The sequence below is a fragment of the Hydrogenimonas sp. genome, assembly GCF_029933015.1.
Lineage (GTDB): Bacteria > Campylobacterota > Campylobacteria > Campylobacterales > Hydrogenimonadaceae > Hydrogenimonas.
In genome coordinates this window covers 3,020-15,949 of the sequence record NZ_JAOZOZ010000032.1, presented here as the reverse complement: position 1 = coordinate 15,949, position 12,930 = coordinate 3,020, and the positions used below count along the sequence as shown (strand labels likewise).

9 protein-coding genes are annotated in these 12,930 nt (G+C 55.7%); 4 read left to right on the top strand and 5 right to left on the bottom strand.

Annotated elements, in window-relative coordinates; genetic code table 11:
- A partial coding sequence (locus Q1K23_RS03840) for a DJ-1 family glyoxalase III (RefSeq protein ID WP_366522643.1) occupies positions 1-571 on the top strand: 571 nt, incomplete at its 5' end.
- A 79-nt stretch (positions 572-650) separates the two neighbouring features.
- Here the strand turns inward: Q1K23_RS03840 and Q1K23_RS03835 are convergent.
- On the bottom strand, positions 651-1,178 hold the full coding sequence (locus Q1K23_RS03835; RefSeq protein WP_300362617.1) for a shikimate kinase: 528 nt from the start codon (positions 1,176-1,178) through the stop codon (positions 651-653).
- 13 nt (positions 1,179-1,191) lie between these two features.
- A complete protein-coding gene (locus tag Q1K23_RS03830; RefSeq protein WP_300362615.1) occupies positions 1,192-1,953 on the bottom strand; it encodes a hypothetical protein in 762 nt (253 codons plus the stop codon).
- Positions 1,954-2,104: 151 nt separating this feature from the next.
- On the opposite strand from Q1K23_RS03830, the gene dnaE reads away from it, so the two are divergent.
- A complete protein-coding gene (gene dnaE, locus Q1K23_RS03825; RefSeq protein ID WP_300362613.1) occupies positions 2,105-5,671 on the top strand; it encodes a DNA polymerase III subunit alpha in 3,567 nt (1,188 codons plus the stop codon).
- Positions 5,672-5,739: 68 nt separating this feature from the next.
- On the opposite strand, the gene Q1K23_RS03820 is transcribed toward dnaE, so the two are convergent.
- Genes Q1K23_RS03820 through Q1K23_RS03810 form a run of 3 tightly spaced genes read right to left on the bottom strand, consistent with a single transcriptional unit; the run spans position 5,740 to position 9,082 of the window.
- Positions 5,740-7,317: a bifunctional diguanylate cyclase/phosphodiesterase gene (locus Q1K23_RS03820; protein WP_300362612.1), complete on the bottom strand. Its 1,578-nt coding sequence runs from the start codon at positions 7,315-7,317 to the stop codon at positions 5,740-5,742.
- Complete coding sequence (locus Q1K23_RS03815; protein WP_300362611.1) at positions 7,314-8,366, bottom strand: HAMP domain-containing sensor histidine kinase; 1,053 nt, start codon at positions 8,364-8,366, stop codon at positions 7,314-7,316. The genes Q1K23_RS03820 and Q1K23_RS03815 overlap by 4 nt, the downstream gene beginning before the upstream one ends.
- On the bottom strand, positions 8,363-9,082 hold the full coding sequence (locus Q1K23_RS03810) for a DUF234 domain-containing protein (protein ID WP_300362610.1): 720 nt from the start codon (positions 9,080-9,082) through the stop codon (positions 8,363-8,365). Before Q1K23_RS03810 ends, Q1K23_RS03815 begins: the two co-directional genes overlap by 4 nt.
- Positions 9,083-9,311: 229 nt before the next feature.
- On the opposite strand from Q1K23_RS03810, the gene Q1K23_RS03805 reads away from it, so the two are divergent.
- Positions 9,312-10,796 (top strand): CHAD domain-containing protein, encoded by a 1,485-nt coding sequence (locus tag Q1K23_RS03805; RefSeq protein ID WP_300362609.1) that lies wholly within the window; start codon positions 9,312-9,314, stop codon positions 10,794-10,796.
- A 39-nt stretch (positions 10,797-10,835) separates the two neighbouring features.
- Positions 10,836-12,930 (top strand): phosphate acetyltransferase (gene pta / locus Q1K23_RS03800; protein ID WP_300362608.1); only part of this gene is annotated, 2,095 nt, incomplete at its 3' end.

The window sequence follows — 12,930 nt, the reverse complement described above, 5'->3', positions numbered from 1 at the left end:
AAAGAGGAGGTGTGAAATGGCGAAAGTTTGTGTTCCGTTGGCAAAAGGGTTCGAGGAGATCGAAGCGGTCAGTCTGATCGATGTCATGCGGCGCGGCGGTATCGAAGTCGTCGTGGCCGGTGTCAACGAGGAGCTGGTGACGGGCGCCAACGGCATAACGATCAAGGCCGATACCGACATCAAATATGTCGTGGCGGACGAACTCGACATGGTCGTGCTGCCGGGCGGCTGGGACGGTACCCACGCCCTGGCCGAAAACCCGACGGTCCAGAGCCTGCTCAAGGAGATGAACGAGAAGCAGAAGATCGTCGGAGCCATCTGTGCCGCACCCTTCGCCCTCAAGACGGCCGGTGTGCTTCCCGAGCACTATACCTGCTACCCGAGCGTGGAGGAGCAGATCGGCAACCTCGAAGGGTATACCGACAAGGAGAAAGTGGTCATCGACGGCAACGTCATGACATCCCGCGGGCCGGGCACGGCGATCTGCTTCGGTCTGGCCATCGTACGCAAACTGGTGGGTGAGGAGACCTATCAGTCTCTTCGCGAAGGACTTCTCGCCGACTACTGCTGAGTCGAGGCGGGCATGCTTCGCCCGCCCACTGCAACCGGAAAGCGGAATATGCCTTACGCTTTTTCCATACCGCCCGGTCTCAGTTTCCTCTCTTCAACTTCTCCAAAAGCTTTTTCGCAGTCTCTTCGGTATCCGTTTCGGTCACGTCCAGTACGATGTCGGCTATCTTTTCGTAGGCTTCGAAGCGCTCTTCGAAGAGTTTTTTCGCCTTTTCGACATCCTGGAAAAGGGGTCTTTTTTTCAATTTCTTTTTCGCGTTGGGGGCGCCCAGGATTCTGGCGAGGATCCAGTCGAAATCGGCTTTGAGGTAGACGACGGTGCCGATGGCGCTGATGTTTTTGACTTTGTAGAAACCGCCACCCGTGGAGATCACGGCGTTTGTGACGTTTTCGGCGAGCCAGTCGGCGGTCTTCTGCTCCAGGGCGCGGAACGCCGCTTCACCGGCCGTGGCGAAAATCTTTTTGATGCGCGTGTTGGTGAGACTTTCGATCATGTCGTCCGTGTCGAGCGCGTAGAGGGAGGGGTCGCGGCGGACGAGTTCGCGGGCTAGGGCACCTTTGCCGACTCCCATGAAGCCGACAAGGACGATGTTCTTGAATTTTTCCATATTCCCAAACCTTTCAGGCGACTTGGGAATATTCTACCTTCAAATCACTTACGGTTCGTTTGAGATGGGTCTGGTACGCCTCGATGACGGGCAGTTCCGTTCCCTCTTTCATGTAGGTGTTGTATTCGGTCAGAAGCTGGGCGACGCCCCCTTCGCCGATATTGAGAGCGGCCCCTTTGAGTCCGTGGGTAATGTGCTCCACCTCGGTGAAGTTTCTCTCTTCGATGGCGTGGTCGAGATCGTTGATCGCGTTTTCGAGCTGATGGATAAGTTCCACGACGAATTCGTCCGCCTCTTCGGGGGAGAGACCCATCCCCTCCACGAGACGCTGGTGGGAGAAGACGCCGTAGTCTTTCTGCAGGATCGCCTCCGCTTCCTTCTGGGCGGCCGATACCTCTTCTTTGGGTTCGGGATGGAGTCGGTAGAGTGTGGGCTTTTCTTCGGATACGGCAGACTCTTCGCCGCTTTTGGCCTTTTCCACTCTTTTTTCTTCCGTGGCCGGTACGGTCTCTTTCGCGATGGCGGGCTCTTCCGTGGGGACCCTGTTGGCCGGTTTTGATGGAGGAGCCGTTTTGCGTCTGGGAGGAATTTTGCGTTCTTTTCTCTTCTTCTCTTCCGTCGAACGGTTCGCCTCTTTCTTCAGTTCCGTCTGGCTCTGATGCACGTAGAGCTCGAAGGATTTGCTTTTCATGTGGTCACGGATAACGATGACCAGAAAACCTATCAGTATCAAAAGAAGCAGGCCGATCGTACCGAACAAGACTAAATCGAACATAATGATCCCTTTCTTCCGCTTGCATTATTGATTAACATCGACGTTTTGGAAAAAGATTTAAATTCTCAACTTTTCAGGGAATCATTTATCCAAATCTAACGGCATCTTCGATAGACTAAAAAATCGATACTATTTACGGAAACGAGCCTCCATGAAACCGAAATTTACCCATTTGCATCTACACACCGAATACTCGCTTCTCGATGGCGCCAACAAGATCTCGAAACTGGCCGGCCGGCTCAAGGAGCTGGGGATGGATTCGGTGGCGATCACCGACCACGGCAACATGTTCGGGGCGATCGATTTCTATCAGCAGATGAAAAAAGAGGGGATCAAACCGATCATCGGGATGGAAGCCTACATCCACAACAGCGACGATCTGGGGGACAAGAGCACCCGCCAGCGCTTCCATCTCTGTCTCTACGCCAAAAACGAAACCGGCTACAAAAACCTGATGTACCTGAGCTCCCAGGCCTATATCAACGGCTTCTACTACTATCCGCGGATCAACAAGAAGCTGCTGCGCGAACACAGCGAGGGACTCGTCTGCTCCTCGGCCTGTCTGCAGGGGGAAGTGAACTGGCACATGAATCTGAGCGAGCGCAACGTCAAGTTCGGCGCCCAGGGGTACGAACGGGCCAAAGAGGTGGCCCTGGAGTACAGAGAAATCTTCGGAGAGGACTTCTATCTGGAGCTGATGCGCCACGGCATCGGTGACCAGCACGCCATCGACGAGCAGGTGATCAGACTGAGTCTGGAGACCGGGATCAAGATCGTCGCCACCAACGACACCCACTATCTCTATCCCGACGATGCCGAAGCCCACGAAGCCTTCATGTGCATCGCGATGAACAAACTCTACGACGATCCCGACCGGCTCCGCCACTCGGTCCACGAGTTCTACCTCAAATCGCCCGAAGAGATGGCCGAACTCTACGCCGACATTCCCGAAGCGCTGGAAAACACCCAGGAGATCGCCGACAAATGCGACCTGGAGCTCGATCTGGGCAACCCCACCCCTCCCAATTTCAAATTCGCCCGGGAGTACGCCGCGAAGGTGGGGCTCGAGGTGCCGGAGCCGGAGACGGAAAACAGTTTCGCCAACGACGAGGCGCTCTTCATGCACGAGTGCCGGAAGGGTCTGGAAGAGCGCCTGAAATTCGTCGACCCCTCCCGTCACGAAGAGTACAGGGAGCGGCTCGAGACCGAAATGAAGATCATCAACCAGATGAAGTTTCCCGGCTACATGCTGATCGTATGGGATTTCGTTCGGGAGGCGAAGGAGCGGGGGATTCCCGTGGGGCCGGGCCGGGGATCGGCGGCGGGAAGCCTCGTGGCCTACGCCCTGAAGATCACCAACATCGACCCGATGAAGTACGACCTGCTCTTCGAGCGCTTTCTCAACCCCGAGCGCGTCAGCATGCCCGATATCGATATGGACTTCTGCCAGGCCAGACGGGGGGAGATCATCGACTACGTCGTCGACAAATACGGTCGCTACAACGTGGCCCAGGTGATCACTTTCGGTTCGCTGCTGGCCAAAGGGGTCATCCGGGACGTCGCGAGGGTGCTGGGTGTCAGCTACGCCGAAGCGGACAAGATGGCCAAGCTGATTCCCGACGAGCTGGGCATCACCCTGATGGGCAAGGGCAAAGAGGGCGAAGAGGGGTTCAAACCCGGCGCCTGGCACAAGGAGCCGAAGATCCGCGAACTGGTCGAGAGCAACCCGACGGCGGCCCGGGTCTGGAAATTCGCCCTGGCTCTGGAGGGGCTCAAGCGAAACGCCGGCATGCACGCCGCCGGTGTCGTCATCTCCAACGAGGAGCTCTGGCACAAGACGCCGCTCTACAAGCCCTCGGGCGAAGAGACGCTGGTGACCCAGTATTCGCTCAATTTCCTCGAAGACGTGGATCTGATCAAGTTCGACTTCCTGGGGCTCAAGACCCTCACCGTCATCGACAACGCCGTCAAACTCGTCAAGAAACGCCACGGTATCGAGATCGACCTCGACAACATGCCGATGGACGATATGAAAGTCTACGACACGATCCAGAGCGGCGAGACGGTCGGCATGTTCCAGATCGAATCGGGCGGGATGCAGCAGCTCAACGCCAAGCTCAAGCCCACCAATTTCGAGGACCTCGTCGCGGTGCTCGCCCTCTACCGTCCGGGCCCGATGGAGTCGGGGATGCTCGACGACTTCATCGAGCGGAAGCACGGCAGGCAGGAGATCACCTACATGTTCCCGCAGTTGGAGGAGATCCTCAAACCCACCTACGGCGTCATCGTCTACCAGGAGCAGGTCATGCAGATCGTCCAGACGATCGGAGGATTCAGCCTGGGCAAGGCGGACATCGTCCGCCGGGCGATGGGAAAGAAGAAGTTCGACCTGATGCAGAAGTACAAGGCCGAATTCGCCGAGGGAGCGAAGGCGCAGGGGCTCGACTACGACAAAGCCGCCGAACTCTTCGACCTGATCGAGAAGTTCGCCGGTTACGGCTTCAACAAATCCCACTCGGCCGCCTACGCGATGGTCACCTACCAGACGGCGTGGCTCAAGACCCACTATCCCGCCGAATTCATGGCCGCACTGCTGACCAGCGAAAAGGACAACACCGACAAGGTCGTCAAGTATATCGACGAAGTGAAACGTCTGGGCATCCGGCTGCTGGCTCCCGACATCAACCGTTCGGCCCTGGAGTTCACCCCCGACAGCGACGAAGAGGGGAACGAGGTCATTCTCTTCGGTCTGGGGGCGATCAAGGGGGTCGGCGACGCGGCCGTCCACGCGATCCTGACCGCCCGGGAGGAGGGGGCTTTCGAGTCGCTCGACGATTTCGTCAGCCGTATCGATACCCAGAAGGTCAACAAGAAGGTGATCGAATCGATGATCAAGGCGGGCGCGCTGGACGGCTTCGGCTACAGCCGCCGTGCGCTGCTGGAGAGTATCGACGCGATCGTCGAGGCGATGCACGAATCGGCCAGGGCGCAGCAGATGGCCGTGGGGTCGCTTTTCGGCGACGATGCGGAGCTGGTGAACATCAAGGTCGACATCGTGCCGATGGAGGAGTACCCGCAAAAGAGCATTCTGGAGCTGGAGAAGGAGTCGCTGGGTTTCTACGTCTCGGGCCATCCTCTCGACCGCTTCAGGGAGGAGCTCTCGAAGATCGACTACACCCTCTCCTCCGACCTGGATCAGATCGCCGACGGCTCCTCGGCGCTGCTGATCGGCAAAGTGGAGGAGGTGACGACGAAGATCAGCAAGAAGGGAAACAAATTCGGCATCGCCAACGTCATGGACCTTCACGGCAACATCGAGATCACCCTCTTCGAGCGACAGCTGGAGCAGCTTGAGAAGATGGATCTGGACGAGCCGATCGGCTTCAAGGTCTCCATCACCCGCGACGGCGATTTTACGCGGATGCGGGTCCACAAGATCATGCCGCTCAAAGAGTGCCGCAAAGAGAGGGTGGAGACCCGCATGATCGAAAAGCCCGAAGAGCCCCTGATCATCCGGCTCGATCTCGATCACGAAAAGATGCGCATCCTCGAGGAGCTCTACCGTCTGGCGCAGCAGAATCCCGGACGCAAGCAGCTCAAGCTCCGTCTGTGCTCGAAGCTCCAGGAGGTGGAGATAGAGTCACCGGTCCACGTCAACGCCGAGTTCGTCGCCAAGGTCCAGGCGATCGAAGCCGTCGAGGTTCTCGAGAGCGCCTGAGCCGCGCTCTCTTTTTTCCCCGTTTCCAACCACACCTTCTCGTTTCCCGATCCCCGCTCACCCTCTCGTCAATGATACGGCTTGGGTTTCGAGAGATAGAACCCCTGCATATAGGTAACACCCATCCCTTTGAGCAGATCGTAGATCTCCTTGTCGCTGACGAATTCGCAACAGGTATCGAGGTCGAGACGTTTGGCGAAATCGACGATCGTTTCGACGATGAGTCTCGAATTTTTGTCGTGGATGATGTTTTTGATCAGTGATCCGTCGATCTTGAGCATGTCGATGTCGAGCATCAGAATGTGTTCGAAGTTGGAGTAGCCCGAACCGAAATCGTCCAGGGAGATGGAGCAGCCCATACGACGGACTTTGTCGGTGAAACGGCGGACGATATCGTAATTTTCTATTTTGTCGCACTCGAGTATCTCGAAATGGATACGGTGGGGTTCGGGGAAAGCCCGCACCTTTTCGATGATGAACCCCACGATGTTGCCGTTGGCGATGTCGTCGTAGGAGAGATTGATCGAGAAGTGGCCGGGATGGTTCAAAAACGAAGCGAAAGCCTGATCGATGACCCGCATCGTGATGTCGAAGTAGATCTTCGAACGTTTGGCCAGCTCCAGAAATTCGACGGGATAGTGGATGGTGCCCTCGCGGTCCACGATTCTGACGAGACATTCGTAGGAGTTGATGCTGTCGTCGCTCACCCGTACGATGGGTTGGTAGTGCAGGATGATCCGATCCTCTTCCAGGGCTCTTTTGATCTCCCGGATCCAGGAGAGGTTCGTGCGGTAGATCTCCGTCAGATCGTGTTCGTGGGAGTAGATGCAGTAGCTTCGGTAGGATCTCTTGGCGCTTTTGAGCGCCATCCCCGCGGTGGCCAGGAGATTCTCCCTTTCCAGAGATGCGCCGGCGCGGATGGCGATGTGGAAACTGTCGGATCCTGTTCTGAAGCGGTGGTTGTTGACGGCGCTGATGAGCAGTGAGAGCTCGTGATCGAGCTCGATGCGGCTGAGGTTTTTCGTGGATGTGATGACGAATTCGTCGGATCTGAGGCGGTAGATGGTGAAATGGGGTCTGTTGAAACGGTTCTTCAAAAGGGCCGCCAGCTGTCTGAGCAGTTCGTCGCCGGTATCGTCGCCGTAGAGTTCGTTGATCTCGTGAAAAGCGTCGATATCGATATGGATCAGATATTCGATGCCGTGTTCACGCTCCGAGAGATCTCTTTTGAGGGCGTTGCCGTTGGGGATGCCCGTCAATGGATCCGTATAGAGACGTTCTGCGATCTCTCTTTGGAGTCTTTCGTTGGTTTCGCGCTCTTTTAGAAGTTCGTTTCGCTCTTTGCGCAGACGTTTGAGTGCGGAGGTGTGTCGGACAAAAAGAGCCAGAAGAGTGGCGAACATCAGGAGAGAAAATCCGTAGGTCACCATCAGCGTCTGCTGTTTGCGATGCTCCAGATGGCGCCACAGTTCGCCAAGCGAAGCGGAGAGATCCGCCGTCTGATTGTTTTCGACTCTGTAGAGAATCTCCCGGACGATGCCGTTCTCCTGCAGGCTGAAAATGTCCAGGGTGATATAGAGGTCGTACAGAAACAGTCCCGCCATGGCGACGAGAAAGAAATATCTGAACCATCCTCTCTTTTTCATGAGTGGGAGACTTTCGGCAAGTCGGGTTTTTCGGATGGCAGGGTGACGATTATCTGCTTTGTATCCGCTTTGATAGATATCTCTCCCCCGTGGGCTTCGACGATCTGCCGAACCAGCACGAGCCCGAGACCGTGGCCTTTGGTTTTCGTCGTATGGAACGCTTCGAAGAGACGCTCGGGGTGTTCGAAGGGTACGCCGGAGTCGCGTACGACAAAACTGACGGTCTTATCCGTGCATCGGGCCGTGAGCCGGATGTCGCCTTCATCCTCTTCGCTCTCCTCTATGGCGTCGATCGCGTTGAAAACGAGATTTTGCAATGCCAGGGAGAGCAGACCCAGGTCGCCTCTGATGGATCGGGCCGGAAAATCGTAGTGAAACCGGATCTCTTTGGTGAAGCTGTAGCACTCCACGGCGGCGCGGCATTCGGCTTCGAGCTTCTCCAGCGGTATCTTCGCGAAGCGGGGCTGCACCCCTTTGGAGTACATCAGCGTCGTTTTGATGATACGTTCGACTCTGAAGAGGGAGCGTTTGATCTCGTCGACGATCGGCTGGTTTTTCGGCACGACACGTTTGGAGAGTGAAGAGATGAGCAGGGCGATGGAGCCGATGGGATTGCGGATCTCGTGGGCCAGGTGGGCGGCCATCTGACCCATCGAGGCGAGCCTCTCCTTGCGCTTCTGTTCGGTGATGTCGGTGGCGCTGATGATGGTTTTCGATTCGTTGCGTGTCGTTTTGACGAGGTAGTAGCGCTCTTTGAAGGCGATCTCCTGCTCTTTCGTCTCCAGGTCGATACGCTCGAGAAGTCCGTTCAACGCTTCCGCTTCGCTGTTTTGCAGAAAGATGGATCCCTCGTCGTTGAGTACCCACAGGGCGTTGGGGAGCGCTTCGATGATCTGTCTGACGAGATTCTGGAGATGGTTGTAGGAGGTTGTCAGGGTGATGTACTCTTTTTCGACGTTGTAGGTCTGTTCGATCAGACTCTCGAGCTGGGAGAGGAGGGTCTGCTTCTCCTCCTCGTTCATCGAAGCGGGGAGTTTCAGTTCGTTCATGAGATGAGCTTTTCGAAGTCGTCGAGATCGAAGCAGAGGATCGTCGGATCGTTGGAACTTTTGAGCTCGTTGCTGAATCCGCTGCGTGAGAAGAGGGCGTAGTAGTCCGGCTTGAGGCCGGACCGTTCGCATTTGGATTTGAGCTTGCTCACCAGACTTTTGCAGACTTTGTGCCCTTTCCATTTGCACTCGCCGATGATCATGCGGTTGTTCTCGGTTTTGGCCAGCAGGTCGAATTCGTTGTGGCGGTCCCAGTAGGTCCCTTTTTCCGAAACGGGATCCTTTCTGTCGAAGGTGTGTTTGATCAGGGCGTTGGAGAGATCTTCGAAGGTGAAACTGACGTATCTGTCGAAGGACTCTTCGAGGTCTTTGAAAAAACCGTCGAATTCCCCGGCTTCGATCTCTTTCGCGCGGGGTTCGACGAAGGTGTACCAGAAACGGTAGAAAGGGTGGGTGAACTTTATCTTCGACTGGATCGTGTAGCCCCGCTCCTCTTTTTTTCTCTTCATACCCGGTTTCAGAGGTATCGGAGTCTCCCTGGAGCGCTCTTTGTGCAGCATGCCCGCCTGCCGGAGGGCATGGTAGGTGCCGTGCCCCTGGGTACGGGAGAGCGAGGCGCGTCGAAGGACGTTGATGGTTTTGCCGTCCGAGACGGCGACGGCCCTGAGCATGCGCCGGCTCTCACTCTCTCTGCTCAGAGGCGGGAGCACTTTCATTTTGAGAAAATCGTACTGTTGCAGGATATTGATCCGGATCGATTCATAAAGGGTATCGCTGAAGTTGAGGGTGACATATTTTTCGAGTCCTCCGAAGACGGCATAGTACTCGATAAGCTGTTCGATTTCGAGGTGCGGAAAATGCTGGTGAAAGTATCGGAACTTTTCTATCTTTCTCTATCCTTAACTTTTTGTTGTTATTATAACATACTATGATAGAATCGAAACTATGAAAAAGATGGAGATCGAACGACGTTTTCTTCTCTACCCCTGCTCGATGAAGCGCTTTCTGAAACGCCTGGGTATCCCGTATCGTACCGTGAAGATTGAGCAGTTCTATCTCGTAGCGGACGAAGAGCGGGTGGAGCGATACAGAAAAGAGGCGGATGCGTATGTCAAAACCCTCAAAAAAGGGGCCGGCCTGGTCAGGGAAGAGACGGAAGAGAGAATTTCGAAAGAGGACTTCGAAAAGGCCCGTGAACACAACAGGGGCGGCGTGATACGCAAAGTGCGACGGATTTTTGAATATGGCGGGCATATTTACGAACTCGACAGTTTCAAAGGGGTGCTCAAAGGGCTCAACATACTGGAGATCGAGTTCGCCAGTGAAAAGGAGGCGCACAGTTTCCGGCTTCCCGAATCTTTCGCCGCCATTCTCGTGGCGGAAGTGACGGATGACAGAACCTTTTCCAACGGCTCGCTTTCGCGCCTGGGACACATTCCTCCCATTCAGACCGAGCTCTCCACCATTCTTGGAAAGATCGATGCACGCGAATCCTTTTTGAAGGCTTCTACCGTGATCGAACTGGCCCCCTATGAGAGTGGTGCCCATGCCGCCAAAGCGATCTTCTACACGCTTCTTAGAAGCGTCGAAGCCAACAAAGAGGCGATTCTCTCCGGTGACGAAGACCCGGAACGGCTCCACCAGCTTCGTGTCGCGATGCGCAAACTCCGGGCCCTTCTCTCTCAGATGGCTCCCCTTTTCGATGAATCGTGGCGCATGATGCACAAAGAGAGGCTGGCGGCACTGATGCGCCGAACGGGCAGAAAACGGGATATCGACGTCTATTTGATGGAGATGCCTCGTTACAGATCGTTGATTCCCAAGACGTTGCATCATGGGCTCCAGAAGCTGGAGAGGTATCTGCAACGTCAGCTGCAGCAGGAATCGCGTGAACTGGCAAGTTTTCTTCGGAGTGAATCCTTCGCTGAAGAGATGCGTATACTCTTTCGTTTCGCGACGACGGAAGATGGGGAAGGACTCGGAAAAGAGGCCAGAACGCCGATCATCGTTTCTGTCGCGAAAGCGTTGCGACGGCGGTACCGAAAAGTGCTGAAAAAAGGATCCTCCATCGATGCCCACTCGCCGGCGCACAGCTATCATATGCTGCGGATCGACGTGAAGAAACTCCGGTATATGATGGAATTTTTCTCTTCCATACTCCAGCCGGAAGCCTACAGGACAATGCTGAAAAAACTCAAGACCATACAATCCATCCTCGGAGCACATCAGGATCTGGATGTGCAGAGAGAACACCTGGGAGAGTTCGCACGGATTCCGGAGCTTCACACCCAAGAGACCGTCGCCGCTATCGAAGCGCTCCGGGAAACGATGGCGAAGATCGAGCGCCAGAAAAGGAGAGAGTTCCGTGAAGCCTTCGAAGAGTTTGCAGAAACGAAGACGGTTTTCGAGACGATGATCTGCAAATTCTGATTATGTTATGATTTGTGAAAACTACAGGAAAATGAAATCATGAATGTCAACGCTTTATATGTGGTATCCAAAGAGCCGAGGGCCGGGAGTTTTTTCGTCTCGATGGGGCTGATGGATATTCTCAAACGGGAATTTAAACGTGTCGCGATTTTCAAGCCCATCGTCCGGGACGAAGGGATCGACGGCGATATCGAAACGATGCTCTCGATCTTCGAAATGAAACAGAGCTATGAAGAGGCGGCGGGATTTACCACCGACAGTATCGAATCCTGGCTCGCGAGGGGTGAGGAGGCGCAGCTTTATGAAAAACTGATCACGAAATTCGAAAATCTTCAGAAAAACTACGATTTCGTCCTCTGTCTTGGCAACGCCGATCTGCATCTGAAGGAGATCATCGATTTCGATCTGAACGTGCAGATCGCCAAAAACTTTTCCATCCCCGTCGTCGGCGTTCTCAGTGCGAAGGGGAAGGATCTCGATGAGGTGGAGGAGGATATCGCCCTGTGGCAGCAGTCGCTCAAAGAGGAGGGGATCAAACCCTTCGCCTTCTTCATCAACCACGTCTCCGATACGCTCGCCTGCCAGATGGACCGCATGAAGCCCTTTCCGGACATTCCCTGCTTTCCCATCCCCTACGAAAAGAAGCTCGACAGTCCCACGGTGCTGGATCTCATCACTCTCACCGGCGGCGAGATCATCCATATGAAAGACGAATCCAGTCTGGAACGCATCATCAACAAACCGCTGATCGCGGCGATGCATCCGGAGCATTTTCTGGAGTATTTCGAAGAGAAGGACCTGGTGGTGGTGCCGGCCGATCGGGCAGACATTTTTTTGGCGATTCTCTCTGCCAACCGTATCCCGGGATTTCCCTCCGCTTCCGCGATCGTCGTCGGTGGAGAGATGGAGATCGCGCCGACCGTGCTGAAGATGATCGAGAGTGACGAAACCTTCCGCGTCGTGCTGATCAAAGTGCCGCTTACGACACTCGAAATCATCCTCAAAGCCCAAAGAAGCGAAGCGCGCATCACACCCCGCCACCGCAGGAAGATCGCCCTGGCGCTGGGCCACTTCGCCAATCACGTCGATGCCGGACTCATCGAATGCTCTCTGGAAAAGACGAAAGTCGACATCGTCACCCCGGCGATGTTCCTGCATCGGCTCTTCGCGAAAGCTTCTGCAAGGAAAATGCGTGTCGTGCTTCCCGAGAGTATGGACGACCGCATCCTACGTGCGGCGGAGACGGCGCAGCGCAGGAAAATCGCCGATATCGTGCTTCTGGGCAACGAAGAGACGGTACGCAACCGTGCCGGCATGATCGGGGTCGACCTGGAAGGAATCGAGCTGATAGACCCGACGAGAAGCGAGCTGAAAGAGAGGTTCGCCCGCGAGTTCTACGAACTGAGAAAACATAAGGGAGTCACCCTCGAAAACGCGCTGGATACGGTCCAGAACGTCACCTACTTCGCGACGATGATGGTCTACGAAGGTCTGGCGGACGCGATGGTTTCGGGTGCGACCCATACGACCCGTGAGACGGTGCTGCCGGCCCTGCAGGTCATCAAGACAAAACCGGGGGTCGATATCGTCTCGAGCGTCTTTTTCATGTGTCTCGATACCCGGGTTCTCGTCTACGGAGATTGCGCCATCGTGCCCGATCCCAATCCGAAAGAGCTGGCACAGATCGCCATCGAGTCGGCCGAGACCGCCAGGGCTTTCGGGATCGAGCCGATCGTGGCGATGCTCTCCTATTCGACGGGTGAAAGCGGTGTCGGAGAGGATGTCGAAAAGGTCCGGGAGGCGACGAAGCTGGCCCAATCGCTGCGACCCGACCTTCTGATCGAAGGGCCGATGCAGTACGACGCGGCGATCGATCCGGCCGTGGGCGAGAAGAAGATGCCCGGCTCCAAAGTGGCGGGTCGGGCCACCGTCTTCATCTTTCCCGATCTCAATACCGGCAACAACACCTACAAAGCGGTCCAGCGTGCCACGGGTGCCATCGCCATAGGCCCCGTGCTTCAGGGCCTCAACAAGCCGGTCAACGACCTGAGCCGCGGGTGCAGCGTCGAGGATATCGTCAGTACCGTCGCCATCAGCGCGATCCAGGCGCAGCAGAGGGAGAGTCGGGAAGCGG